We start from the raw sequence: 24,968 nt of genomic DNA on the forward strand, positions 1-24,968 counted from the left end.
GTTCCTCCCGTTACTCTGGGTTGTCCGCGAGTGATCTCGCCGCCCGGACGCAGTGAGCGAGCGCCTCCCGGGCGTACGCGGGGGAAGCGCCCGCCAGCCCGCACGCCGGGGTGACCGTGACGGACTCCGCGAGAAGCCCCGGTCGCAGCCCCAGCCTGCGCCACAGCGTCCTGACACCCATGACGCTACCGGCAGGGTCTGACAATGCCGTGTCCGTGCCCGGCACGACACCGGCGAAGAGCCGGGTGCCCGCCTCCACCGCCTCGCCGATCACGTCGTCGTCACGTTCGGTGAGGAGCGAGAAGTCGAAGGAGACGGCGGCCGCTCCAGCGCGGCGGAGCAGGGCGAAGGGGACGTCCGGGGCGCAGGAGTGGACGACGACCGGGCCGTCGGCGTGCACGCCGAACACGTCGCGCAGGGTGGACTCGACGACCTGGCGGTCGACCGCGCGGTGGGTACGGTAGCCGGAGGCGGTCTTCACCTGGCCGCGCAGTACGGCGGTGAGGGACGGCTCGTCGAGCTGGAGCACCGGGCGGGCGCCGGGGATGCGCCGCCGGACCTCGGCCAGGTGCAGCCGCAGGCCCTCGGCGAGGGAGGCGGCCAGGTCGCGGCAGGCGCCGGGGTCGGAGAGGGCCGACTCGCCGTTGCGCAGCTCCAGGGCGGCGGCGAGGGTCCAGGGCCCGACCGCCTGGACCTTCAGCGGGCCCGCGTACTCCTGGGTGAACTCCTCCAGCGCGTCCAGGTCCTCGCCCAGCCAGGACCGGGCCCGCCGGGTGTCCCGGCCCGGCCGGTCGCCGAGCCGCCAGCCGCTGGGCTCCACGCGCGCGTACAGCTCGACGAGCAGGCCCGCGGTGCGGCCGATCATGTCGGCGCCGGGGCCGCGGGCGGGCAGCTCGGGCAGGAAGGGGAAGTCCTCGAAGCTGCCGGTCGCGGTCTTGGCGGCCTCGCGCGCGTCGGTGCCGGGAAGCGAGCCGACGCCTGTGGCGGGACCGAAGTCGGAGATTGCGTTCACGTGAGGAGCCTATGCGCGGTGGGCGGTGCGGTGGGTTCCCGTGTGGGTACGGATCTTGGTGCGCAGGGCCTGGGCCTCCGGCAGGCCCAGTTCGTCGAAGAGGTCCAGGGCCCGGCGCCAGGCGTCGAGCGCGGGGCCGGGCGCGCCCGCCGCCTCGTGGGTGTCGCCGAGATAGGTGAGGCCGATGGCCTCGCTGCGCAGGTCGCCCGTCTTGCGGAAGAGGGCGAGGGCCCGGTCGTAGCACTCCACCGCGGTGGTCCAGCGGCCCAGGTGCCGGTGGATGTAGCCGAGGCTGTCCCAGGTGTGCGCCTGGCCGCTCAGGTCGCCCGTCGCCTGGACGAGCGGCAGGGCCTGCCGGCAGTACTCGAGTGCCTCGCGCAGCTCGCCGAGTTCGGCGAGGTACCAGCCGATGTCGTTGAGGGCGACCGCCTGGCCGCCGCGGTCGTGCGCGAGCCGGAAGTGTTCGAGTGAGCGGCGCGCGTACTGGAGGGCCTCCCGGGGCGCGCCGTGCGCCCAGGTCATCTTGGCCAGGTTCTGGCAGGTGCGCGCCTGGCCGGGGTGGTTGTCCAGGCGCCGGAAGAGGCCGAGGGAACGGGTGAGGTGGTGCCGCGCTCCGAGCGCGTCCCGCAGCTGGAAGCGGGCCAGGCCCAGGCCTCGGTGGGCGGCGGCCTGGCCGGCCAGGTCCTCGTGGTGCTCGGCCGTGCGCAGGGCGGCGGTGTGGACGTCGGTGAGGGCCTGCCAGTTGCCCTGGCGTTCGAGGAACGTGGTCAGGGTCGCCGCCAGCTGCCAGGTGTGGGCGTCCAGGCCCGGGGCCGGGCGCTCCACCGCCGACAGCAGCACGGACTGTTCGGCCATCAGCCAGGCCAGCGCCTCGTCGCAGTCCGCCAACGGGCGCGGCAGCGCGCCGGGTTCGGCCGGGGCGAGGGTCATCGGGTGGCGGCGCCGGGTCAGCAGGGCGTCCGCCGCGTAGGCCGTGTGCAGGTAGTGGTCCCGGACGCGGCGGCTCGCGGCCCGTACCGCGCGTGCGTCGTCGTGCTCGGCGGCCAGTTCGACGGCGTGGGCCCGCAGCAGGTCGTGGCAGGTGTAGCGGCCGGGGGTGGCCTCGGTCAGCAGGTGGGCCGCGGTCAGTTCGGCCACCGGCGCCCGCACCCGCCCCACGCACGTGCCGGCCAGCGCGGCGAGGGAGGTCGGGTCGGCGTCGGGGCCGGGATGCAGGCCGAGGAACCGGAAGAGCCGGGCCGCCGCCGGGCTGAGGGTGCGGTACGACCAGTCGAAGACCGTCCGTACCGCGGTGGCGGGGTCGCCGGTGTCGAGGGGGTCCAGGATCCGCTCGGCCGTGCGCAGTTCCTCGGCGGAACCGGCCAGCGGCACGCCGGGGCGGGCGGCGGCACGGGCGGCGACGACCGCGAGGGCGAGTGGCAGCCCGGCACACCGTACGACGATCTCGTCGACCGCCGCGGCCTCGGCGGCCACCCGGGCGGCGCCCAGCCGGGCGGCGAGCAGCTCGCGACTCTCCTCGGCGCCGAGCGGGCCGAGGGCGAGCAGCCGGGCGCCCTCCGCGGCGGCGAGCCCGGTCAGCGGGGCGCGGCTGGTCACCAGGGCCAGACAGCCCGGCGCGCCGGGCAGCAGCGGTCGGGCCTGGTCGGCGTCCCGGGCGTTGTCGAGGACCACCAGGACCCGGCGGCCGGACAGCAGGCTGCGGTACAGGCCGACCTGAGCGTCGGGCGACTCCGGCACCCGGGCGGCCGGCACCCCGAGCGCCTCCAGGAATCCGCGCAGGGCACGGTCCGGGGGGAGGGGCGTGCCGCTCGGGTCGTAGCCGCGCAGGTTCACGTACAACTGCCCGTCGGGGAAGGCCGGGCGCGCCTGCCGGGCCCAGTGCACGGCGAGTGCGGTCTTGCCGACGCCGCCCATGCCCGACAGGGCGGACACCCCGACCGCCGCGGGATGCCGTCCGAGGTCCGCCAGCAGCGCGTCCAGCCGGGCGAGTTCGTCGACACGGCCGGTGAAACCAGCGGCGCCCGGCGGGAGTTGGGCGGGCGCGGTGTACGGGGTGCCGTCACCGGCGGGGGTGGTCCGAGGTCCGGCGGGGGCGGGCCGTGGTTCTTCAGCGGCAGGTCCGGCCGGGTCCCGGTCGGCGGGAGTGGCGGGAATGGGAGTGGCGGGAGTGGCCGGGGTGGCGGGAGTGGCGGGAGTGGCGGGGGTTGGCCCTACGGCCGCGGGGGCCGCCGGGTGTTCGCCGGCCGGGAGCGGCTCGTGTGCGCGGGCGGGGGCCGGGGTCGTGGGGTGGTCCCGGAGGATCCGCCGGTGCAGTTCCCACAGGCGGCGGCCGGGTTCCGTGCCGAGCTCCTCCACCAGGCGTTGTCGGGTCTGTGCGTAGCAGCGCAACGCCTCACCGCTGTCGCCGGCCGCGTGCAGGGCGCGCATGAGGGCCTCCGCCAGGGGCTCCGTGAGCGGGTACTCGCCGAGCAGGTCCGTCAACTGGCCGACGACGGCGGCCGGGTCACCGCTGTGGATCTCGATGTCCGCCAGCCGTACGGCGGCGTCCACGCGCTGCCGCCGCCAGGTCTCGCGCATCCGGGCCGGCCAGGTCCCGGGCAGTCCCGCGAAGGGCTCGCCGCGCCACAGGGCGAGCGCCTCGCGCAGCTGCGCGGCACGGGTGCGGCCGGGCAGCGCGTCGTCGCGGGCGGTCTCGGCCAGGCGCTGGAAGCGGTGCAGGTCCACGCTGTCGGGGTCGAGGTCGAGCTGGTAGCCGCCGGCGCGGCGCAGCACCGGTAATCGTCCCTCGCCGCTGTCGTCGAGGCGCTCCGCCAGCCGCCGGATGCGGGCGATGTGCGCGTACAGGGCGCGGCGGGCGCCCTCCGGCGGATCGGCGCCCCAGACCCGGTCGACGAGCGCCTCCACCGGCACGGGCCGGCCGACGTCCACGGCCAACGCGGCGAGCACCGCCCGGCGTTGGGGCGGACCGAGATCGACCGGCGCCTCGCGCACGAGCACTTCCACCGGTCCCGACAGACACAACCGCAGCATTGGGCCCACCCCCGTCCGCCCCGGTTTCACAGTCTCCTCACATCCCTGGGCTGGGCGACAACCTTTCGGCAAAGAATCAGCCCATGCGCGCAACCCACCCTGGTCCGGGCGGTGCCGCGCCGGTTCGTCGGCGTGTCGCACCCGCCACCGCACCCCGGTCCGGCACCGGACGGGGCTCACACGTGACCACGGGGGTAGACACGTGCACCGATCGGAGAGGGCGACCGCGACCGCCCCGGCACCGCCACGGACCAGGCCACCGGGGATGGCGTCCCCGGCCGGACCCGACGGGCCCTTGTCCGGTGCGGCCGGGCGCGGGGTTCTGGAAGGAGCCTTCGCGTTGCTGCACGCCGTGCAGCAGGAGCAGGACGCCGGGGTGACCGCGCTGGCCGAGGTGTGCGGTCTGCCCAAGACGACCGCGTACCGGCTGCTCGACCAGCTGGCGGAGCTGGGTGCCGTAGAGCGCAGTGCGGGCCGTTACCGCATCGGACCGGGCATGTTCCGGCTGGGCCAGGGCTGGCAGCCGCACCCGGGGCTGCGGCCGGCCGCCCGGCGGCCGCTGCGGCGGCTGACGGCCGTGACCGGGGCGACGGCGGCCCTCGCCGTGCTGCACCGGGGTCAGACGCTGCTCCTGGACTCGACGGCGCCCGCGGACGCGCCGTACCCGCTGCCCGAGGACCGACCGGTCTGGCCCTGGTACACGGCGGCCGGCAAGGTCCTGGCCGCCTGGGCCCGCCCCGGCGCGGCGTCCGGCCCGCTGCCCCGGGCCTGGCCGCAGGAGGCCGCGCGGATCCGCGAGACCGGGGCCGCCTACGACCGCGAGGAGGTGCTGGAGGGGGTGTGCTGCGCCGCCGTCCCGGTGGCCGCGCCGGGCGGTGTCCCGGTGGCGGCGCTGTGCCTGCTGACCGGCCCCGGACACCACCTGGAGCGCCTCGCCGACACGGCCCGCCGCGCGGCGTCGGCCGTCACGGCCGGGCTCGGCCGCCGCTGACCCGGGCTTTCCGCCCCGCTCGTTCCGCTCAACGGCACAGCGGGCGACAGGGCGCGGCCCGCTCCGCAGTCTGGGTCGGGCATCGCGGACCGGCTCCGTGGCCCCGCCACCGCTCAGGGAGGACACTCATGACGTCGTCGTCGCAACGTCCCGCGCCCGGTGACGAACTGGCGCTGCTGAAGGCGGAGTTCGCGACCGCGTTCGAGGGCGGGTCGGACGTGTGGCGCTCGGCGCTGGGCGGCGCCGTGTGCGTGGCCGGTCCCGAGGCGGCCCGCGCGGTGATGGGAAACCGGCACGGCGTCGTCGCGGACACCTCCGACTTCTACCACCACCGGCACGGCGTCTTCGGACCGCGCCCGGCACAGATCACGATCGGCCGCGCCGCCCGGAGCCTGATACAGCGTCATCTCCAGGCCCGGCGCGCCGACCTGCCGGGGCTGGTCGCCGGGCGGCTGGCGCCGCGCAGCGAGTGGCCGGACGCCGGCAACCTGCTCGTCCTGGAGCACCTGCGCGACGTGCTGCTGCACCCGGACGCCCCGCCCCGCCTGCACCGGACGGTGGAGGCGATCGTCGCCCGTTCGGTGCTGGCAGGCGCCAGGCAGCGCCGCTCCGCCCCGTCCCGGCTGCTGTTCCGGCGCCGTGCGCTGCACGCCCTGCACACCGAAGTACGGGCGAGGCAGCGCGCGGCCCGGCCGCTCGACCACCCGGCGGGCCCGCGCGACCTCCTCGACGTCGTCGTCGGCGGGAGCGGCCCGGCCGGGCATCCGGACGAACTCGTCGAGGTCTACCTCTCCTTCCTGTTCGCCGTGGCCGGCTCGATCGGGTTCGCGCTCGGCTGGTCGGTCCTGCTGCTGGGCACGCACCCGGACCGGGCCGCCGCGGACCCGGGCCGGACCGTCCGCGAGGCCCTGCGGCTGTGGCCGGTGGCGTGGCTGTTCGCCCGTACCCCGAGCCGCGCGCAGGAGCTGGACGGCACGCCGGTCACGCCCCGGGACCCGCTGATGGTCTGCAGTTACCTGGTGCACCGGCATCCCGGGCACTGGGAGCGGCCCGACGAGTTCGTCCCGGAGCGCTGGGCCGCGGGCACGCCCGACGGGGCGTACCTGCCGTTCGGCCTCGGTCCGCACACCTGTGCCGGCGCGACCGTCACCGTACGGCTGCTGGAGGACCTGGTCGGCCTCCTCACCCGTGACTGGCGGGTGTCGGTCACCTCTGACGGCGGCGGGCCCCAGGTGGGTCCGGCGCTGGCTCCGCCGCGGTTCACCGCGGTGCTGAGCCGTCCCGACGGCTGTCCCGAGAGGAGGTGAACCAGCATGCGCGCGCTGTACCTCAAGACGAAGTCGGTCCTCAACGTCCGACGCACCTACGGGCAGTTCTGGTACCTGTACCACCACATCTGACCGGCCCGCGCGGGGAGGCGACAGCCGGTCGGCTCCCCGCGCTCCCACGAGGGGAACGCTCACGATGACCACCCCGCAGCACCCCGAGGACTTCCTGAGTTCCATGCGGCTGCGCAGCGCCCAGGAGGACGGGATCTTCTGGGTCGACGACCAGCGGCTCGGGGTCTTCGAGCCGGAGGCGGCCCGCAGGGTCAGCGCCGTCAACTGGCAGCGGTACGTGATGCACGACCGGCTGGTCGACATGGTGCGCCGGCGGCGCAGCCCCGAGATGCGGTGGAGCCGGATCCGCTCCGCCTGGATGACCCGGCTGCACGCGCTCGCGACGGCGGAGCAGCACGGCCTGCTGATCGAGCGCATGGAGCGGGTGCTGGACGCGCGGACCGGGCAGGACACCGACCTGACCATGCTGATGCAGGACGTGGCGCTGCGGTCGCTGCTGCCCGTCGCGCTCGGCGGGCTCACCGACGGCGAGGCGGACCTGGTCCGCCGGGACCTGGAGATGAAGCTGGCGCGACTGGTGTCGCCCGCGCCGGGCGGCGTCCTGCACCACCTGCGGCACGTCGCCGTCCAGGTGCGGGCCGGGCTGGTGGTGCGCCGGGTGCTGCGGCAGCGGGCCCGGGGCCGGCGCGGGCGCGAGCCCGACCTCGCCGACCCGTTCGTGGACCTGCTGCCGGAGCTCGGCATGGACCGCGCCCTGGACGTGGTGACCACCGTCCTCACCGCCATCGGCGGGCCGCCCGGCACCGCCGCCGCGAGCGTGCTGTACGAGTTCGTACGGCAGCCGGAGTGGCGGCGCCGGCTCGAGGCCGAGCTGGGCGCGGTGGACCCGGTGGAGTTCCGTACGGCACCCACCAGGGCGGCCCCGGTCACCCACCGGTTCGTGAAGGAGGTGCTGCGGATGTGGAGCCCGCCGCTGCTGCTGGTGCGCCGCTCCACGTTCGCGTTCGACCTGGGGACGACCCGGCTGGAGCCGGGGCAGTGGTACCTGCTGAGCCCGCACCTGATCCACCGTGACGAACGGGTGTGGAAGCAGCCCGACGTCTTCGACCCGGACCGCTTCCTGCCGGGCGCGCCGCACGGCCCTGCCGACCGGAGCTGTTACGTGCCGTTCGGCTGGGCGCCGAAGAAGTGCATCGGCGCGAACATCGCCGTGGTCCAGCTGATGGCCCTGTGCCACCTGCTGTGCACCCGCTACCGGCTGACCGTGGACCGCCCGGAGGCGATCACCATGGCTCTCCGGTTCGCGCCGGTGCCGGAGAACTTCCGGGGGCGACTGGTCCTGCGGTGAGCATGTCGTCCGCGGCGCCGTCGTGGCTGGTCGCGCCCACGCGGCGGCAGCCGCACATCGAATACAGCCCCGCGCCCCTTTGGGGCGCTGCGAAAAGGCTCAGCCGGGAAGCGGGCCAGGGCGCACGGTGAGGTCGTTGATCTCCGCGTCCCTCGGCAGGTCCAGGGCGGCCAGGATCGTGGTCGCCACCGACTCCGGGTCGATCCAGCGCGCCGGGTCGTACTCCTTGCCCTCCTGCTGGTGGACCTTGGCCTGCATCGGGCTCGCCGTGCGGCCCGGGTAGACCGAGGTGACGCGGACGCCGTTGCCGTGTTCCTCGGCGCGGACGGAGTCGGCCAGGGCCTTCAGGCCGTGCTTGGAGGCCGCGTACGCCGACCAGCCCGCGTGCGCGTTGAGTCCCGCGCCGGAGTTCACGAACAGCACGTGGCCGCGGGCGGCGCGGAGCTGGGGCAGGAAGTGCCGGGTCAGCTCGGCCGGTGCGATCAGGTTGACGTTGAGCTGGTGGCGCCAGGACTTCGGGGTCAGCTCGCCGACCTCGCCCAGGTCGACGACGCCGGCGATGTGCAGCAGCGAGTCCACCCGGTCCGGGAGGGTCTGGTGGGAGAAGGCCCAGGAGAGCTTGTCCGGGTCCGCCAGGTCGCCGACCAGGGTGCGGGCGCCGGGGAACCCGGCGGCCAGTTCCTTCGCGCGGCCCGCGTCGCGCGCGTGCAGTACGACGTCGTCCCCGCGCGCGTGCAGGCGGCGGGCCACCGCGGCGCCGATGCCGGAACCGGCGCCGGTGATCACATGAGTTGCCATGGGGGCCATGCTCGCATCAGCCGGTGCTGCGGCCCGTCTCCAGGTACGCGAGCGCCTCGGCGGGTTCCTCGGCGAAGAACATCAGCTCCGCCAGGGGGCGGGGCAGGAAGCCCTCCGCCTCCATGCGGTGGAACTGTTCCTTCAGGCCGTCGTAGAAGCCGGCGGTGTTGAGCAGGACGACGGGCTTGTCGGTGCGGCCGTGCTTCTTCAGCTCCAGGATCTCGGTGGCCTCGTCGAGGGTGCCGGTGCCACCGACCATGATGACCACGGCGTCGGCCTTCTCCAGGAGCAGTCGCTTGCGCTCGGCGAGGTCGGCGGCGACGACCATCTCGTCGGCGCCGGGGCGGGCCTTGTTGGCAAGGAAGCCGACGGAGACGCCGATCAGCTTGCCGCCGGCTTCCTGGACGCCGTCGGCGACGACCTTCATGAGGCCGACGTTGGAGCCTCCCCAGACCAGGGAGTGGCCGGCCTTGCCGATGAGTTTCGCGAAGTCGCGGGCGGGGCGGGTGTAGCGGTCGTCCAGGTCGGCGGCGGAGAGGAAGACGCAGATTCGCATGGGGTCAGGGTAGGACCCGTGGTGTGGCGGGTGCGGGTGCGTGGGGGCTGGTCGCGCAGTTCCTCCCCCAGCCTTCGGCCGGGGGTACCCCCAGCGCCCCCAAAAGCAGGGCGCTGGCGCATCGGCGGGAACAAGTGAGCCTCCGTCGGCGTCACCCTTACATGGCCTCTGGACACACGATCACCATTGAGCAGTCCCAGCAGCACGTCCGTGTCACGCACGGGGACCTCGTCCTCGCCGAGAGCGATCGGCCTCTCGTGCTGCGTGAGACCGGGTCGCCCGTGCGTTACTACATCCCCGCCGAGGACGTCCGTCTGGACCTCCTCACGCCCTCCGAGACGCACACCGTCTGCCCCTTCAAGGGGACCGCGTCCTACTGGTCCCTGCCGGACGCGCCGGACCTGGTCTGGGCGTATCCCGAGCCGAAGGCGGATGTCGCCCAGATCAAGGACCACCTCTGCTTCTACGAGGTCGACGTCACCGGCTGACGCCGGACCGTAGAGGCGATCGTCGCCGAGCCGACGACGCGGGTGTCGTCGTACAGGACGATCGCCTGGCCGGGGGCGACGCCGCGGACCGGTTCGGTGAACGTGACGTGCAGTTCGCCGGCGACCAGCTCGGCGCTCACCTCGGTCTCGCCGCCGTGGGCGCGGAGCTGGGCGGTGTAGACGCCGGGGGCGGTGGGGGCGGTGCCGCACCAGCGGGGCTTGATCGCGGTGAGGCCGGTGACGTCGAGGGCGGCGGCCGGGCCGACCGTCACCGTGTTGTCCACCGGCGAGATGTCGAGGACGTAGCGGGGCTTGCCGTCGGCGGCGGGGTGGCCGATGCGCAGGCCCTTGCGCTGGCCGATGGTGAAGCCGTAGGCGCCCTCGTGGGTGCCGACCTTGGTGCCGGACTCGTCGACGATGTCGCCCTCGGCCTTGCCGAGGCGCTTCGCGAGGAAGCCCTGGGTGTCGCCGTCGGCGATGAAACAGATGTCGTGCGAGTCGGGCTTCTTGGCGACCGCGAGGCCCCGGCGCTCGGCCTCGGCGCGGATCTCGTCCTTGGTGGTGAGGGTGTCGCCGAGCGGGAAGAGGGCGTGGGCGAGCTGCCGCTCGTCCAGGACGCCGAGCACGTACGACTGGTCCTTCGCCATGTCGGAGGCGCGGTGCAGCTCGCGGGAGCCGTCGGGGAGCGTCACGATCTTCGCGTAGTGGCCGGTGCAGACGGCGTCGAAGCCGAGCGCGAGGGCCTTGTCCAGCAGGGCCGCGAACTTGATCTTCTCGTTGCAGCGCAGGCACGGGTTGGGGGTGCGGCCGGCCTCGTACTCGGCGACGAAGTCCTCGACGACGTCCTCGCGGAAGCGGTCGGCGAGGTCCCAGACGTAGAACGGGATGCCGATGACGTCGGCGGCGCGGCGGGCGTCGCGGGAGTCCTCGATGGTGCAACAGCCCCGGGCGCCCGTGCGGAAGGATTGCGGGTTCGCGGAGAGCGCGAGGTGGACGCCGGTGACGTCGTGGCCGGCCTCGGCCGCGCGGGCGGCGGCGACGGCGGAGTCCACGCCGCCCGACATGGCGGCGAGGACGCGGAGGGGGCGGGTGCGCTGCGGGGTGTCAGTCATAGCCCCTCCAGGGTACGGGGGCGCGGGAACCGGGGCGCGCGAGTATCCGTTGGGGATCGCATGGGGGCGAATCAGGCAGTGGCGGGTGACGGTGACCGCAGGCTCGGGCGGCGGGCGCTGCTGGTCGGCGGGGCGGCCGCGGCCGCGGGCACGGTGGCGCTGACCAGGGACGAGCTGGCGCGGCTGTACTGGCGGCTGCCGGGGGTGCGCAAGGCGCGGGTGGCGGGCGCGGTGGACTTCAAGGGGGCTCGCTGGGTGGCGGCGTCCCCGGCGAACTACCGGACGGCGGACCGGCCGTCCGACTACCCGGTCGACCGGGTGGTCGTCCACGTCACCCAGGGCGGCTACGCGAGCGCGGTGCAGGCCTTCCAGGATCCGGCGCACCAGGCGGCGGCGCACTACATCGTGCGCAAGGACGGGCGGATCACCCAGCTGGTCCGCGAGCTGGACGTGGCGTTCCACGCGGGGAACAGGTCGTACAACGAGCGCAGCGTCGGGATCGAGCACGAGGGGTTCGTGGACCGCCCGGAGGACTTCACGGACGCGATGTACGCGGCCTCGGCGCGGCTGACGGCCGCGATATGCCGGCGGTACGGCATGGCCGTGGACCGCGAGCACGTGATCGGGCACGTGGAGGTGCCGGGGACGGATCACACCGACCCGGGAAAGCACTGGGACTGGGATCGCTACATGGGGCTTGTTCGGCGCGTCGGACAGGCCTGACCCCCGGTTCCACCTGTGACTCAATCGTTACCCTGTGCCTGTGCTGCACGCGGCCTGTGTCCGTTGCGTCCCGCACCCGTGGCGCCAGCTGCGGCTGCTCAACTCGGCCCTTTTTCAAGGGAGTTAAGCATTACCAGCGTTCACGGCCGCCTCACAGTCCGGCGGGTTCGCTCCTAACTTCGCCTCAGATTTCACACAGTCCCCAGGTCAAACATCCGGGGCCATGACCCACACCACAGATCCCGCCTCCGGGGCGGACAGGAACGAAGAGCAGGTCACCGGCGGCAGGCGCCGGCGCGCCAGGGGCACGCAGCCCGCCAAGGCGGAGCACTCGAAGGCGGAGCGCGTCACGGACGCCGAGCACTCCAGGGAGGGGACGGCCAAGCGCGGTAAGGGAGTTCACCGGCGGAAGTTCCTCGGCGGCATGGCCGGCGTCGGTCTGGGCGCCGTCGCCGCGGCCGGTTCCACCTTCGCCCTCCTGACCGACGCGAACGGCAACAAGGCGGGCGCGGCGACCAACACCGCCACCCTGAGCATCCCCGACCTCCTGGAGGGCACCACCTCCGACAGCACCACCACCTTCACCCTGGAGGCGAAGACCGGCAGCGCCGAGGTGCTCAGCGGCGTCACCAGCACCACCGCCGGCTACAACCAGTCGTTCCTCGGCCCCACCATGAAGTGGACCAAGGGCAACGTCAACGTCCTCAACATCACCAACAGCCTGGGCGAGGACACCACGGTCCACTTCCACGGCGCGCACGTCCCGGCCAAGATGGACGGCGGTCCCCAGGTCGCGTTCTCCGACGGGGACACCTGGTCGCCGACCTTCACGGTCAAGGACGAGCCGATGACGCTCTGGTACCACCCGCACGCGCTGGGTACCACGGCGAAGCAGGCGGTGCACGGCCTGGCCGGCATGATCATCGTCGACGACAGCGACAACACCACCAGCGCCGCGCTGCCCACCACCTACGGCACGGACGACATCCCGCTGATCTTCCAGTCCCTGGCCGTGGACGACGCCGGCGACATCAAGTACGACGTCACCGGCTATCTGGCCGCCACGCAGTTCCCGCTGCTGGTCAACGGCACCAACGTCGACGACACCACCCTCACCTTCACCGCGACCAAGACCCGGACCCGGTTCCGGCTGCTCAACGCCTCGCCGTCGGACATCATCGTCATCCAGCGCAGCGACGGCGGCACGATGACGCAGATCGCCAGCGACCAGGGCTACCTGGCCGAGGCGGCGGACGTGACCACGATCCGGCTGGTGGCCGGCGCCCGCGCCGAGATGGTCATGGATATGTCGGACGACGTCACCCTCCAGGCGGTCATCACCACCGGCTGGATCCGCGGCGGCAGCGGCACGTACGACTTCCTGGCCGTCACCGCGAGCGGCACCGACTCGCCGGACGACCTGCCCACCTCGCTGCGGACCATCGACCGGTACGACACCAGTGACTTCACCGCCCGCACGATCACCCTCGGCAACAACGGCGGCACCATGCTGATCAACGGCTCCGCGGGGACGAGCATGTCCTCGATGGCCATGATCAGCACCACGCTGGGGTCCAAGGAGATCTGGACGATCAAGAACAGCACACAGCTGGAGCACTCGTTCCATCTGCACGACGTGCCCTACCAGTTGATCTCCATCAACGGAGCGGATCCGACCGGCGTCCAGCTCGGCTGGTACGACACCTACGAGGTGGTCGGCGGCGGCTCCATCGAGATCGCCATGGAGTTCACGGACTTCTCCGACGACACGTACATGTACATGCTCCACTGCCATCTGCTGCAGCACGAGGACGAGGGCATGATGGCGTCCCTCATGGTCACGGACAGCTAGCCGCCGCCCGGGCCTCCTGAGCAGGCTGCCGCCGGCAGTGGAAGTGCCGGCGGCAGCCGTTCGCGTCGGTGAAGGTGTACTGGACCTCGACACCCTCCTTGTCCTCGTGGACGTCCTCGCGCACCAGCGCACCCGTGAGCGAGTAGGGGCCCTCGGTGACCTCGGCGGGGAGGCTGCAGACGCCGGAGGAGGCGTCGCCGGTGGCGGTGGTGGAGGGGTCGGAGCCGGTCTCCGAGGTGGTCGTGTCGGCGGAGGCGAGGCCCGCGGCCATCAGCCCGCCGGCCGCGGCCATGGTGGCGCCGCCGATCAGCACGCGCCGCCGTTTCATGGTGTTGTCCATCCGGTGGCGGCCGCCTGCCTCGGTGGCGGAGTCGTCGGAGGAAAGGGGCTCGGGGGTCTGCCCGGAGGCAGAGGCGTTGTCTGTCATGTCAGCAGAACCTACGGACCGAGCTGAGGTCAGCCATGGCCGCGCACTGTGGGGTCGCTGGGAAAGAACCCGTCACGTTGCGCATTATGGACCGCAGTTGGGACCAATTCCGCGTGTCGGGGAGGGCTGCCGGGAGCCGTCCGCTACGACAGTCCGGCGGCCCGCGCCCGCTCCACCGCCGGTCCGATCGCCTTCGCGACCGCCTCGACGTCGGCCTGGGTGGAGGTGTGGCCGAGCGAGAAGCGCAGGGTGCCGCGGGCCAGGTCCGGGTCGGTGCCGGTGGCCAGCAGGACATGGCTCGGCTGGGCGACGCCGGCGGTGCACGCGGAGCCCGTCGAGCACTCGATGCCCTGGGCGTCCAGCAGCAGGAGCAGCGAGTCGCCCTCGCAGCCGGGGAAGGTGAAGTGCGCGTTGGCGGGCAGGCGGTCCACCGGGTCGCCGCCCAGGATCGCGTTCGGTACGGCCGTACGGACGGCGTCGATCAGCGCGTCGCGCAGGGCGCCGATCTCCCGGGTGAACCACTCGCGGCGCTCGGCGGCGAGCCGCCCCGCCACCGCGAACGAGGCGATCGCCGGGACGTCGAGGGTGCCGGAGCGGACGTGCCGCTCCTGGCCGCCGCCGTGCAGGACCGGCACGGGGGTGTGCTCACGGCCGAGGAGCAGGGCACCGATGCCGTACGGGCCGCCGACCTTGTGGCCGGAGACGGTCATCGCGGCGAGGCCGGAGGAGCCGAAGTCCACCGGCACCTGGCCGAAGGCCTGGACCGCGTCGGCGTGCAGCGGGATGCCGAACTCGTTGGTCACGGCGGCTAGTTCGCGGACCGGCAGGACCGTGCCGATCTCGTTGTTGGCCCACATGACGGTGGCGAGGGCCACGTCGTCCGGGTTGCGCTCGATCGCCTCGCGCAGCGCCTCGGGGTGGACCCGGCCGTAGGTGTCGACGGGGAGGTACTCCACCGTCGCGCCCTCGTGTTCGCCGAGCCAGTGGACGGCATCCAGGACCGCGTGGTGTTCGACGGGGCTGGCGAGCACCCGGGTGCGGGCCGGGTCGGCGTCGCGGCGGGACCAGTAGAGGCCCTTGACCGCGAGGTTGTCGGCCTCGGTGCCGCCGGAGGTGAAGACGACCTCGCTGGGGCGGGCGCCGAGCGCTTCCGCGAGGGTCTCCCTGGATTCCTCGACCGTGCGGCGGGCCTTGCGGCCGGAGGCGTGCAGGGAGGACGCGTTGCCGCTGACGCGGAGGGCGGCGGTGAGTGCTTCCACCGCTTCCGGGAGCATCGGGGTCGTGGCTGCGTGGTCGAGGTAGGCCATGGTGGGTCGATTCTACGGGGGGCGGGGTAAGGGTCGCCCAGCCGCCGTAGGTGGCCTGTGCCGGTGTGCGGGTGCCGGTTCGGTGTGGCTGGTCGCGCAGTTCCCCGCGCCCCTTCGGGCGCGCTGTCCTGAACCCCGCTTACAGGCTCCAGGAGATCGTGTTCGACGCCTCCACCGCGACCGCCAGGACCGCGAGGTCGGCGACACCCAGGGCCAGGCCCAGGTACGCGCGGCCCTTGCGGACGGTGCCGCGCCACAGGGAGACCAGGGCCAGGATGATCGCGATCGGGCCCAGGAACAGGTTCAGGACCAGGAGGCCGAGGAGACCGAGGATGAAGGAGGCGACGGCCATACCGTCGGCGTCGCGGGTGCGGGTGCGGGTCTCGGGGCGGGGGTTGGCCGGGGCGGTGAGTTGCATCATGCTCAGCTCCTCAAGCGAGCGGGGACGGAAGGTCAGTTGGTCGGGGTGTGGCGGCGGCGGGCGAGGCGCTCGCGGACTGCGAAGCCGGCCAGCCAGACGACGATCACGGCGGCGAGTCCTGCGGTGACGTCGAGCGGCGCGTGGGCCACGGTGCCCAGCACCACGCCGAGCAGCATGAGTGCGGCGACGAGGAACAGCATGGGGTCGATCCCCCTCCGTTACATTTGGGTGAACGGTTGTAGTAACAGTTGTTCACTGACTTCGAGTCTAGCAACTCGCACGGCTTTTCAATTCCGGAGAACAGTTGTTAACTGGATGACATGAGTCACACCCTCGGCATCCGACAGGCCCAGAAGCAGAAGACCCGCCAGGCCTTCCTGGACGCGGCGCTCGCCCTGCTGGAGGAGCAGAGCCTGAGCAGCCTGGGACTGCGCGAGGTCACCCGCGCCGTGGGCGTCGCCCCGACCGCCTTCTACCGGCACTTCCGCTCCACCGCCGACCTCGGCGTCGCCCTCGTCGACGAGGCGCTGGGCAGCCTGCATCCGATGGTCCGCACCACGGTCGCGACGGCCGGCGCGGAGCGCATCACCCGGGCCGTGCAACTGATCGCCGACCACGTGGCCGCGCACCCGGCGCACGTCCGGTTCATCGCCCGGGAGCGGCACGGCGGGGTACAGCCGGTGCGGGAGGCGATACGGGCCCAGCTCGCCCGGTTCGCGGAGGAGGTCAAGACCGAGCTGGCCAAGGACCCCGAGGCCGAGGGGTGGAACGACGACGACCTGCTGATGCTTGCCCACCTCTACGTGGACCAGATGCTCATCACCGCCTCCCTCTTCCTGGAGACCTTGGAGTCCGCGGAGTCGCCGGAGTCCCCGGAGTCCCCGGAGCCCTCGCAGGCGCAGCGGCAGCGCGTCGTCCAGGTCGCCACCCGGCAGCTGCGGCTGATCAGCCTCGGCCGGCAGCACTGGCTGGACCAGGAGCCGTGACGCACAGGGGCGGCGCGTCCGTTCGCCGGACGCGCCGCCCCTGTCGTACGACCCCTGCGGTCAGCTCTTCGTCGCCTGCGCGGTCGGCGCGCCGCTGGGCGCCGCGCCGCCGGCACCGGGGCCGCCCTGACCACCGCCGCAGCCGCCCATGCCGCCGCCGGGGCCGCCCTGACCGCCCTGGCCGCCGCCCGGCGCACCGCTCGGCATGCCGGTGGGGGTGCCGGTCGGCTTGGCGGTGGAGTTGCCGGTCGGGGCGCCGCTGGGCCTGCCCGAGGCGTTGCCGGTGGGCATGCCGGACGGAGCCTGACAGGACTGCGACTGACCGGAGTTGCCACTGCCGGAGGACGACGAGTCGCCCGAACCGCCGCACGCGGTCAGCAGCAGCGGGGACAGCGCGAGCAGAGCCACGGCGGGGACGAGACGTACACGCTTCATGAGAGACAACTCCATTGAGGATGAGGGAGTCCTGAGGAGTGGCACTCAATCAACGGCGCTTAAGGCCTTCTTGGGCCCGCACTGTTCGCCGCCTGTCAACGAGGTAAAGCGCTTCCCAAGAGGCAGCGGTGAACTGGCAGTTCACGCTGAGGCCGCACCTACTCGCTGGTACACGCTCGTGACAGAACGAGGTACCCGCTGTCGAAACGGTGACGCGCCGGTCCGGGGCCGGGCTCAGCCGAGCCGGACCCGGGCCAGCTGGCGGGACTGGGCCACCAGGCGGTCCTCGGTGTCCCAGACCTCCGCGTCCTCCTCCAGGAAGCCGCCGGCCAGGTTGCGGGTGGTGATGGAGACGCGCAGCGGGCCCGGGGCGGGGCGGTGGCGGACGTGGACGGTGAGTTCGACCGTGGGGACCCAGCCCTTGAGGCCGATCTCGAACGCGGTGGGCGGCAGCGCGTCCACCGCCAGGAGGAGGGAGAGCGGGTCCGCGTCACGGCCGTCCGCGAGGCCGAACCAGGAGCGCATCTCGCCCTTGCCGGAGGGCGCGCCGAGAGCCCAGCCGAGGGTGGCCGGGTCCAGCTTGAGCATCAGGCGCTCGGTGATGGCGGAGCTGCCGTCGACCGGCGCCGGACCGTCCTCCGGGCCGAAGCAGTGCTCCATGGGCGGAAAGGCGGGCGGGGTCGCCGTCGTACGGACGTCGTCGGGGAGGGTGGTGAGGTCGCCGTAGGAGGCGAGGACGCGGATGCGTTCGACCTCGTTGCCCTCGTCGTCGTACTGGAAGAGCGAGGCCTGGCCGGTGGAGAGGGTGCGGCCGGTGCGGACGGTGTCCGTGCGGATCACGGCCGGGCCCGGCTGGGACGCGGTCAGGTAGTGCGCCGAGACGGTGAACGGGTCCGGGTGCGGGAGCGTGTCCGCGAGCGCCCGGCCGAGCACGGCAAGGAGATAGCCGCCGTTCACGGCACTGATGATGGTCCAGCCGGCCGAGAGGTCGATGTCGTAGACGCCGGGAGCGCGCCGGGTGACCGCGGTGTCGCGGTCGAACTCGCTGTCACCGATCACGGCCCGCGTGGATGCTGCTTCTGGCATGCCTGAACAGTACAAGAGGTGATTACTAAGCGGTAGCTTTTGTGATCCACGCACCAGCGGGCCGTCCGGTAAGGGATCCCTCCACCGAGTGAGGTTCCGGCAATTTCTAGGTAAGTGTCCGGACACGTCCGTAACCCGGGGCCCGTGAATCCCCTCTATGGGGACATGAGCCTCACCGGGACTCCGTTCCTCTACACGTCCATCGTCCTGTCGGTGGTCGCCCTCATACTGCCGCTCTTCCTGTGGTCGCGGATGCGGGGCCCCAAGGTCGTGCGTACCACGGCCCGGGTCCTGATGCTGCTGTTCGCCCAGGCCACGGCGGTGACGCTGATCTTCGTGCTGGTCAACAACGAGAACAACCTGTACGACAACTGGGCCGACCTCCTCGGTACCGGCAACCACGTCCAGCAGGCCGCGAACCTCGGCCAGGACGGTACCGGCGGCATAGCGCTGAAAACGCTGCCCAAGGTGAAGCAGTCCTTCACCGCGGCCAGCGGACCGGGCATGCGCGGAGTGCGGGTCACCCAGCTCAAGGGCCGGATCTCCGGGGTGAACGCCGAGGTCTACGTGTGGCTGCCACCCCAGTACAACGAGCCGCAGTACCGGAACCACAAGTTCCCGGTCGTGGAGCTGCTGCCGGGCTACCCCGGCTCGGCCAAGGCCTGGTTCGGCTCGATGAAGGTGACCGCCCAGCTGGAACCGCTGATGAGGAGCGGCAGGGTCGCGCCCTTCATCCTGGTCGCGCCGCGCACCAATCTGCTGGCCGGCGTGGACACCGGCTGCGCCAACATCCCGGGCACGGTCAACGCCGACAGCTGGCTGAGCATCGACGTCCCGAAGATGGTGACCGACAACTTCCGGGCCGCCCCCGCCCCGGCGAACTGGGCCACCGCCGGCTACTCGGCCGGCGCGCACTGCGCGGTCAAGCTGGCCGTCGCCCACCCGGACCGCTACCGGGCCGCGGTCAGCCTGTCCGGCTACAACGACCCGATCGGCGAGCGCAACTCGCTCGCCGCGCAGAGCGTGCCCCTGCGCGAGCAGAACAACCCCTACCTGCTGCTGCGCAAGGCGGTCAGCCCGCCCCGGATCGCCCTCTACCTCTCCGGCGAGTCCGGTGACGGCTACCAGGCCGGGGTGGCGCTCGAACAGATCGCCAAGGCGCCGACCACCGTGCACGTGGTGTTCCTGCCGCGCAGCGACGGCGGCCACAACATGGCGCTGTGGCGGCCCCAGGTGACGACCGTGTTCGAGTGGCTCACGGTGAACATGGGCCAGAGCCACGTCAGGGGCCGCTCCACTACTCCTCTCGAACCGTCGAGCGCCGGTTCCACGCACGCGGCGCTCGCCAGTGGTACCGCATCGCGAGCAGGCGCAGTACGAAAGCGGTGACGACGGCGAGCCCGCTGGTGAGCGGGTTCAGCGCGTCGTAGTGGATGCACAGCACCACCGTCGTCGCCCCGACGATCGCCGGGACCGCGTACAGGTCGCGGTCCCAGCGCAGCAGCGAGGGAACCTCGTTGGCGAGCACGTCCCGGAGCACGCCACCGCCGACCGCGGTGGCGAGCCCCAGGGCGGCGGAGGCGGTGAGGTTGAGGCCGTAGGAGTACGCCTTCGTCGTGCCGCTGACGGCGAACAGGCCGAGGCCGGCCGCGTCGAAGACCAGGACCGCCGACTGGATCCGCTCGACGTGCGGGTGCAGGAAGAACACCACCAGGGCGGCGATGAGCGGGGTCATGAAGTACCCGAGGTCCGTGAAGGCGGCGGGGGGCACTGCCCCGATGATCACGTCCCGGAAGATCCCCCCGCCCAGCGCGGTGACCTCGGCCATCACTCCGATGCCGAAGACGTCGAAGTTCTTGCGGACGGCCAGCAGCGCGCCGGAGATGGCGAACACGAAGATGCCGATGACGTCGAGCGTGTGCTGGACGGAGGGAGAGAAGAGTTGCTGGAGCTGCACCCTGACATTGTGGCCTGTCAGGGCGCATGAACCTTACAAACCCAGGTCTACAGGGCGGGTTTCCCTGTGGTGAACAGCCAGGTCTGGAACAGGTCGTCCAGCTGCTGCCCGCTGACCTTCTCCGCGAGGCGGACGAAGTCGGCGGTGTCGGCGTTGCCGTAGCGGTGCAGCTTCGTCCAGGCCGGGAGCAGCTTGAAGAACGCCGTGTCGCCGATGCGTTCGCGCAGCATCTGGAGGGTCATCGCGCCGCGCTGGTAGACGGCCGAGGCGAACATGGTGTCGCGCTGCGGGTCGGCGACGGTGATCTGCCAGAAGGGGTTGTCGGCGGCCCGCGCGTTGTAGGCGGCGAGGAACGAGTCGTGGGCGGACCTGGTGCCCTGGTGCTCCGCCCACAGCCACTGGGCGTAGGTGGCGAAGCCCTCGTTGAGCCAGATGTCCTTCCACTGCGCCACGCTCACCGAGTCGCCGAACCACTGGTGGGCCAGCTCGTGCACGATCGTGGTCTCGCTGCGCACCGCCGAGTAGGCCGGCTTGCTCTGCACCTCCAGCGAGAACCCCGCCTCGGGCATGTCGTCGACGATGGCCCCGGTCTCCTCGAAGGGATACGGCCCGAAGAGCTGCGACCAGTAGTCGGTGGCGGCGGCGGTGACGGCGTACACGTCGACGCTGTTGCTGTTCGCGAGGACCGGGTCGATGGCGACGTAGATGGGGATCCCGGAGGGGGTCTTCCCCGTCCGCACGTCGAACTTCCCGATGGTCGCGGTGGCGAGGTAGGTCGCCATCGGCCTGCCCTCGTGCCAGTGGGTGTACGTGGAGCCGCCCTTGTCGTACGTCGAGACCAGCCGACCGTTGGAGACCCCGGTCAGGCCCTCGGGGGCCTTGATGCGGATGTCGTAGGTGGCCTTGTCGGAGGGGTGGTCGCTGGACGGGAACCAGGTGGAGGCCGCGTTGGGCTCACAGGCGACGAAGACACCGTCGGAGGTCTTCATCCAGCCGTAGTCGGAGCCGAAGACGATGGGCCCGTTGAGGGGTTCGGGGATCCCGCCGTAGGTGACGGAGACCGTGAAGTCACGGCCCTTGCGGAGCGCGTCCCGCGGGGTGACGGTGATCTCGTCGCCGGTGCGCGTGAACCCGGCGCGTCTGCCGTTCACTTCGACCTTCGTGACCTCCAGCTTCTGGAGGTCGAGATCGAAGGCGGAGAGGTTCTGGGTGGCGCGGGCGGTGAGGGTGGTACGGCCGTCCAGGCGGCCGGTGTCCGGGGCGTAGGCCACGTCGAGGTCGTAGTGGCGGGCGTCGAAGCCGCCGTTGCCGAGCTGGGGGAAGTAGGGGTCGCCGATGCCGTCGGCGCCCGGGGTGGGGGCGGGGGCGGCGGCTATGACGAAGGAGGCGGCCGCCGCGGCTAAAAAGGCGCTTCCGCGCGTAGCGCGTCGTTTGAGGGTGGTGGGCGACGGGCGGGCGGCCGCCAGACGTGCCGAACGGGAGAGGCGCATGAGTCGTCCCTTTCGAGCGTGCCGGTCAGTGGACGGACACGGTCGACTCTGCGCTCTCCCGTTAAGGCATGTACATGACTTTGCTCAGTTGTGTCATGCGCTACTTGTCGGTTGACTCCTGTGATGCCTGTGACCCGGCTGTGGCATCACCGGCCGCGGACTTCTCCGCGTCCTCGGCCGCAGCCTCGTCGGCCACCGGCTCGTCGGCCACCGGCTCCTCGGCTGCTTCGGCTTCGGCCTCGGCTTCGGCCTCGGCCTCGGCTTCGGCCTCGGCCTCGGGAGCGTCCGTGGTCGCGGCCGGCTCGGTGGTCGCGGCCTCCGTGGCCTCGGCCGGCTCCGCCGACTCCTCCAGGACCGCCTCGCCCACCAGCTCCGAGGCCTCCTTCGCCGCCGTCAGCAGAACGGTGTCCTGCGGGGCCTGGTCGGCGAAGTTCTCGGGGTGGTGGCACGCCACCCGCTGGCCCGGACGGAGCTCGAGGAGCGGCGGCTCCGTCGTCCTGCAGATCTCCGTCGCCTTCCAGCACCGGGTGTGGAAGCGGCAACCGGACGGCGGGGCGATCGGCGACGGCACGTCACCGCGGAGCAGGATGCGCTCGCTCTTCTGCCCGCGCCGCTTCGGGTCCGGGACCGGCACCGCCGACATCAGCGCCTTGGTGTACGGGTGCATCGGCGACTCGTACAGCTTGGTGCTGTCGGCGAGTTCGACGATCTTGCCGAGGTACATCACCGCGACCCGGTCCGAGACGTGCCGGACCACGGAGAGGTCGTGGGCGATGATCACATAGGTCAGGCCCAGCTCCTCCTGGAGGTCGTCCATGAGGTTGACGACCTGCGCCTGGATGGAGACGTCCAGGGCGGAGACGGGCTCGTCGGCCACCACCAGCTTCGGCTTCAGGGCGAGCGCGCGGGCGATGCCGATGCGCTGGCGCTGGCCGCCGGAGAACTCGTGCGGGTAGCGGTTGTAGTGCTCGGGGCTCAGACCCACCAGCTCCAGGAGGCGCTGGACCTCCTTCTTGACCCCGCCCTCCGGCTCGACACCCTGCAGCCGGAACGGCGCGGAGACGATCGAGCCGATGGTGTGCCGGGGGTTCAGGGAGCCGTACGGGTCCTGGAAGATCATCTGGATGTCGCGGCGCAGCGGACGCATCTTCGTGGTGGACAGGTGCGTGATGTCCTGCCCCTCGAAGGTGACCTTGCCGCCGGTCGGGTCCTGGAGGCGGGTGATGACCCGGCCCATGGTCGACTTGCCGCAGCCCGACTCGCCGACCACGCCCAGGGTCTCGCCCTTGCGCACCTCGAAGTCGATGCCGTCGACGGCCTTCACCGCGCCGACCTGCCGCTGCAGGATGCCCTTCTTGATCGGGAAGTGCTTCTGCAGGCCCTCGACCTTCAGCAGCACCTCCCGGTCTCCGGAGGCCTTCTCGGGAGCCGACGCCTGCTGCGGGATGACGGCGTCATCGGTCTTCTTCGTGTCGCTCACAGCTTCGGCGCAATCTCTTCGGTCCAGATCCGCGTGCGGTCCTCGGCCGAGAGGTGGCAGGCGGACCAGTGGCCGCCGTCGACCAGCTCCAGCTCGGGGCGGACCGTGCGGGTGACGTTCCCCTTGGGGAGGTCCGCGTACGGGCAGCGCGGGTGGAAGGCGCAGCCCGAGGGGACGTTGATGAGGCTCGGCGGCTGTCCCTTGACCGGGATGAGCCGGTCGGAGGTCTCGCGGTCGATGCGCGGCATCGAGCCCAGCAGGCCCCAGGTGTAGGGGTGCTGCGGCTTCTCGAAGATCTCGTCGACCGGGCCGCGCTCCACGCACCGGCCGCCGTACATCACCAGCACGTCGTCGGCGATCTCGGCCACCACACCCAGGTCGTGGGTGATGAGGATGACCGCGGAGCCGAACTCCTTCTGGAGGTCGCGGATCAGGTCGAGGATCTGCGCCTGGACGGTGACGTCGAGCGCGGTGGTCGGCTCGTCCGCGATGAGCAGCTCGGGGTTGTTGACCAGGGCCATGGCGATCATGGCGCGCTGGCGCATACCGCCGGAGAACTCGTGCGGGTAGCCGTCGACGCGCTTGGCGGGCTCGGGGATGCCGACCCGGTCGAGCATCTCGATGGCGCGGGTACGGGCGACCTTCTTGCTGACGTTGTGGTGCACCCGGTACGCCTCGACGATCTGGTCGCCGACCTTGTAGTACGGGTGCATCGCGGACAGCGGGTCCTGGAAGATCATCGACATCTCGCGGCCGCGGAGCCGGCGCACCTCGTCCGGGGACGCGTTCACCAGCTCCTTGCCGCCGAGCCAGATCTCGCCGGACATCCGGACGTTCTTGCCGCGGGCGCCGAGCCGGTGCAGGCCCATGATGGCGAGCGAGGTGACGGACTTGCCGGAGCCGGACTCGCCGACGATGGAGAGGGTCTTGCCCTTCTCCAGCGAGAAGCTGAGGCCGTCGACCGACTTGACGATGCCGTCGTCGGTCGGGAAGTGCACCTTGAGGTCGCGGACTTCGAGGAAGGCGTCGGACGGGGCGGCCGGCGTGGGCTCGCCCACGGCGGCGCCGGTCTTGGAGAGTTCGGTCACGAGAGCCTCACCCGCGGGTCGGCGGCCGCGTAGAGCAGGTCCACCAGGAGATTTGCGATCACGACGAAGAAGGCGGCGAGCAGGGTCACGCCGAGGATCGGGGGCAGGTCGTTGTCGTCGATGGCCTGCACCGCGTACTGGCCGATGCCGTGCAGCGAGAACACGGTCTCGGTGATCACCGCGCCGCCGAGCAGCAGACCGAGGTCCATGCCGAAGACGGTGATGATCGGGGTGAGCGCGGCGCGCAGTCCGTGCCGGACGACGACCTTGCGCTCGCGCAGGCCCTTGGCGCGGGCCGTGCGGATGTAGTCCTCGTTCATCGTCTCCAGCATGCCCGAGCGGGTGAGCCGCGCGTAGATGGCCGAATACAGGAGAGCGAGCGAGCACCAGGCGGGGATCAGGGTGTTGGCCCATTGCGCCGGGTTCTCGGTGAGCGGGACGTACGTTCGACCGAAGATCGGCCACTGGTAGGTGAAGAGCAGGATCGCCAGGTTGCCCGTGAAGAACATCGGCAGGGAGACGCCGGCGAGGGCCACACCCATGAAGGTGCGGTCGAAGAAGGAGCGGGGCTTCAGCGCGGAGATCACACCGATCGCCACGCCGGAGACCAGCCAGAGCACGGCCGCGCCGAGGGCCAGCGACAGGGTCACCGGCATCCGGGAGGTCAGCTGCGGCCAGACCGCCTGGTGGGTCTTGAAGGAGTAGCCGAAGCACGGTGCGTCGCAGTGCACCGTGGAGGGGCCCAGATCATAGGTGGCGCCGGAGACGATCCCCTTGATGAAGTGCCAGTACTGGACGTAGACGGGCTGGTCCAGACCGAGGTTGTGCTTGACCGCGGCGATGTCCGCCTTCGACGGGCTCTTGCCGATGTACTGCTGTGCCAACTGGTCGGCGGTCTGCCCGGCCAGCCGTGGCAGCACGAAGAAGATGGCGAAGGTGACCGCGGAGACGACCAGCAGCAGGATCACCGCTGCGAGCGTCCGACGGAGGATGTACGAGATCACGGGGATCGGCGCTGGCGCCCGCGGGCCGTGAGACCCG

Annotated in this window: 25 protein-coding genes; 9 read left to right on the forward strand and 16 right to left on the reverse strand. The window is 72.0% G+C overall.

Annotated features, from left to right (window positions below):
* Positions 1 to 10 precede the first annotated feature (10 nt).
* Together ACZ4UV_RS48115 and ACZ4UV_RS48120 are read right to left on the reverse strand one after the other, a co-directional pair.
* Positions 11 to 1,012 carry a methionine synthase gene (locus ACZ4UV_RS48115; protein WP_390040650.1) on the reverse strand — a complete coding sequence of 334 codons (1,002 nt, stop codon included), beginning with the start codon at positions 1,010 to 1,012 and terminating at the stop codon, positions 11 to 13.
* 9 nt (positions 1,013 to 1,021) lie between these two features.
* Positions 1,022 to 4,003, reverse strand: coding sequence for an AfsR/SARP family transcriptional regulator (locus ACZ4UV_RS48120; RefSeq protein ID WP_467848223.1), 2,982 nt, complete (start codon positions 4,001 to 4,003; stop codon positions 1,022 to 1,024).
* Positions 4,004 to 4,382: 379 nt separating this feature from the next.
* On the opposite strand from ACZ4UV_RS48120, the gene ACZ4UV_RS48125 reads away from it, so the two are divergent.
* From ACZ4UV_RS48125 to ACZ4UV_RS48140, 4 genes are all read left to right on the forward strand, one after another.
* Positions 4,383 to 5,033, forward strand: coding sequence for an IclR family transcriptional regulator (locus ACZ4UV_RS48125; protein ID WP_390040646.1), 651 nt, complete (start codon positions 4,383 to 4,385; stop codon positions 5,031 to 5,033).
* A 128-nt stretch (positions 5,034 to 5,161) separates the two neighbouring features.
* Positions 5,162 to 6,340, forward strand: a complete 1,179-nt coding sequence (locus tag ACZ4UV_RS48130; protein ID WP_451022943.1) for a cytochrome P450 — start codon at positions 5,162 to 5,164, stop codon at positions 6,338 to 6,340.
* A gap of 6 nt (positions 6,341 to 6,346) precedes the next feature.
* Positions 6,347 to 6,433, forward strand: coding sequence for a hyalucidin A family RiPP precursor (locus tag ACZ4UV_RS48135; RefSeq protein WP_466574575.1), 87 nt, complete (start codon positions 6,347 to 6,349; stop codon positions 6,431 to 6,433).
* 64 nt (positions 6,434 to 6,497) lie between these two features.
* On the forward strand, positions 6,498 to 7,721 hold the full coding sequence (locus tag ACZ4UV_RS48140; RefSeq protein ID WP_390040642.1) for a cytochrome P450: 1,224 nt from the start codon (positions 6,498 to 6,500) through the stop codon (positions 7,719 to 7,721).
* 99 nt (positions 7,722 to 7,820) lie between these two features.
* Here the strand turns inward: ACZ4UV_RS48140 and ACZ4UV_RS48145 are convergent, their stop codons facing one another.
* The gene (locus ACZ4UV_RS48145) at positions 7,821 to 8,519 is read right to left on the reverse strand and encodes an SDR family oxidoreductase (protein ID WP_390040640.1); all 699 of its coding nucleotides are present in this window, start codon (positions 8,517 to 8,519) and stop codon (positions 7,821 to 7,823) included.
* A gap of 16 nt (positions 8,520 to 8,535) precedes the next feature.
* On the reverse strand, positions 8,536 to 9,075 hold the full coding sequence (locus ACZ4UV_RS48150; RefSeq protein ID WP_390040638.1) for an LOG family protein: 540 nt from the start codon (positions 9,073 to 9,075) through the stop codon (positions 8,536 to 8,538).
* A 161-nt stretch (positions 9,076 to 9,236) separates the two neighbouring features.
* Between ACZ4UV_RS48150 and ACZ4UV_RS48155 the strand changes: the two genes are divergently transcribed.
* Complete coding sequence (locus tag ACZ4UV_RS48155) at positions 9,237 to 9,563, forward strand: DUF427 domain-containing protein (protein ID WP_388924662.1); 327 nt, start codon at positions 9,237 to 9,239, stop codon at positions 9,561 to 9,563.
* Here the strand turns inward: ACZ4UV_RS48155 and mnmA are convergent.
* The gene (gene mnmA, locus ACZ4UV_RS48160) at positions 9,539 to 10,675 is read right to left on the reverse strand and encodes a tRNA 2-thiouridine(34) synthase MnmA (RefSeq protein ID WP_390040636.1); all 1,137 of its coding nucleotides are present in this window, start codon (positions 10,673 to 10,675) and stop codon (positions 9,539 to 9,541) included. The genes ACZ4UV_RS48155 and mnmA overlap by 25 nt on opposite strands.
* Before the next feature lie 60 nt (positions 10,676 to 10,735).
* On the opposite strand from mnmA, the gene ACZ4UV_RS48165 reads away from it, so the two are divergent.
* On the forward strand, positions 10,736 to 11,398 hold the full coding sequence (locus ACZ4UV_RS48165; protein ID WP_390040634.1) for an N-acetylmuramoyl-L-alanine amidase: 663 nt from the start codon (positions 10,736 to 10,738) through the stop codon (positions 11,396 to 11,398).
* A 223-nt stretch (positions 11,399 to 11,621) separates the two neighbouring features.
* Positions 11,622 to 13,250: a multicopper oxidase family protein gene (locus ACZ4UV_RS48170; protein WP_451022441.1), complete on the forward strand. Its 1,629-nt coding sequence runs from the start codon at positions 11,622 to 11,624 to the stop codon at positions 13,248 to 13,250.
* Here ACZ4UV_RS48170 and ACZ4UV_RS48175 read toward each other — a convergent pair.
* From ACZ4UV_RS48175 to ACZ4UV_RS48190, 4 genes are all read right to left on the reverse strand, one after another.
* Positions 13,237 to 13,677 carry a hypothetical protein gene (locus ACZ4UV_RS48175; protein ID WP_467848259.1) on the reverse strand — a complete coding sequence of 147 codons (441 nt, stop codon included), beginning with the start codon at positions 13,675 to 13,677 and terminating at the stop codon, positions 13,237 to 13,239. The genes ACZ4UV_RS48170 and ACZ4UV_RS48175 overlap by 14 nt on opposite strands.
* Positions 13,678 to 13,820: 143 nt before the next feature.
* Positions 13,821 to 14,984, reverse strand: coding sequence for a cysteine desulfurase family protein (locus tag ACZ4UV_RS48180; RefSeq protein ID WP_451022443.1), 1,164 nt, complete (start codon positions 14,982 to 14,984; stop codon positions 13,821 to 13,823).
* A gap of 139 nt (positions 14,985 to 15,123) precedes the next feature.
* Positions 15,124 to 15,402: a DUF4190 domain-containing protein gene (locus ACZ4UV_RS48185; RefSeq protein WP_451022445.1), complete on the reverse strand. Its 279-nt coding sequence runs from the start codon at positions 15,400 to 15,402 to the stop codon at positions 15,124 to 15,126.
* Positions 15,403 to 15,437: 35 nt separating this feature from the next.
* Positions 15,438 to 15,605, reverse strand: a complete 168-nt coding sequence (locus ACZ4UV_RS48190; RefSeq protein WP_293996862.1) for a hypothetical protein — start codon at positions 15,603 to 15,605, stop codon at positions 15,438 to 15,440.
* A 120-nt stretch (positions 15,606 to 15,725) separates the two neighbouring features.
* On the opposite strand from ACZ4UV_RS48190, the gene ACZ4UV_RS48195 reads away from it, so the two are divergent.
* Positions 15,726 to 16,391 (forward strand): TetR family transcriptional regulator, encoded by a 666-nt coding sequence (locus tag ACZ4UV_RS48195; protein WP_451022444.1) that lies wholly within the window; start codon positions 15,726 to 15,728, stop codon positions 16,389 to 16,391.
* Between the two features lie 60 nt (positions 16,392 to 16,451).
* Here ACZ4UV_RS48195 and ACZ4UV_RS48200 read toward each other — a convergent pair whose 3' ends face one another.
* Positions 16,452 to 16,826: a hypothetical protein gene (locus tag ACZ4UV_RS48200; RefSeq protein ID WP_467848277.1), complete on the reverse strand. Its 375-nt coding sequence runs from the start codon at positions 16,824 to 16,826 to the stop codon at positions 16,452 to 16,454.
* 234 nt (positions 16,827 to 17,060) lie between these two features.
* A complete protein-coding gene (locus ACZ4UV_RS48205) occupies positions 17,061 to 17,912 on the reverse strand; it encodes a thioesterase family protein (RefSeq protein ID WP_451018400.1) in 852 nt (283 codons plus the stop codon).
* A gap of 165 nt (positions 17,913 to 18,077) precedes the next feature.
* Between ACZ4UV_RS48205 and ACZ4UV_RS48210 the strand changes: the two genes are divergently transcribed.
* A complete protein-coding gene (locus ACZ4UV_RS48210) occupies positions 18,078 to 19,301 on the forward strand; it encodes an alpha/beta hydrolase (protein WP_451018406.1) in 1,224 nt (407 codons plus the stop codon).
* On the opposite strand, the gene ACZ4UV_RS48215 is transcribed toward ACZ4UV_RS48210, so the two are convergent.
* The 5 genes from ACZ4UV_RS48215 to ACZ4UV_RS48235 form a co-directional block, all read right to left on the reverse strand.
* Entirely contained in the window at positions 19,210 to 19,869 is a 660-nt protein-coding gene (locus tag ACZ4UV_RS48215; RefSeq protein WP_351491083.1) for a trimeric intracellular cation channel family protein, read from the reverse strand. The two genes, ACZ4UV_RS48210 and ACZ4UV_RS48215, sit on opposite strands and share 92 nt — an antisense overlap.
* Before the next feature lie 47 nt (positions 19,870 to 19,916).
* Positions 19,917 to 21,359, reverse strand: coding sequence for a M1 family metallopeptidase (locus ACZ4UV_RS48220; RefSeq protein ID WP_467848288.1), 1,443 nt, complete (start codon positions 21,357 to 21,359; stop codon positions 19,917 to 19,919).
* A gap of 100 nt (positions 21,360 to 21,459) precedes the next feature.
* Positions 21,460 to 22,839, reverse strand: coding sequence for an ABC transporter ATP-binding protein (locus ACZ4UV_RS48225; protein WP_467848290.1), 1,380 nt, complete (start codon positions 22,837 to 22,839; stop codon positions 21,460 to 21,462).
* The gene (locus ACZ4UV_RS48230) at positions 22,836 to 23,927 is read right to left on the reverse strand and encodes an ABC transporter ATP-binding protein (protein WP_390040613.1); all 1,092 of its coding nucleotides are present in this window, start codon (positions 23,925 to 23,927) and stop codon (positions 22,836 to 22,838) included. Before ACZ4UV_RS48230 ends, ACZ4UV_RS48225 begins: the two co-directional genes overlap by 4 nt.
* Positions 23,924 to 24,931: an ABC transporter permease gene (locus tag ACZ4UV_RS48235; RefSeq protein ID WP_390040611.1), complete on the reverse strand. Its 1,008-nt coding sequence runs from the start codon at positions 24,929 to 24,931 to the stop codon at positions 23,924 to 23,926. Before ACZ4UV_RS48235 ends, ACZ4UV_RS48230 begins: the two co-directional genes overlap by 4 nt.
* Positions 24,932 to 24,968: the final 37 nt, after the last annotated feature.

It is taken from the genome of Streptomyces sp. NPDC028289 (assembly GCF_055565975.1).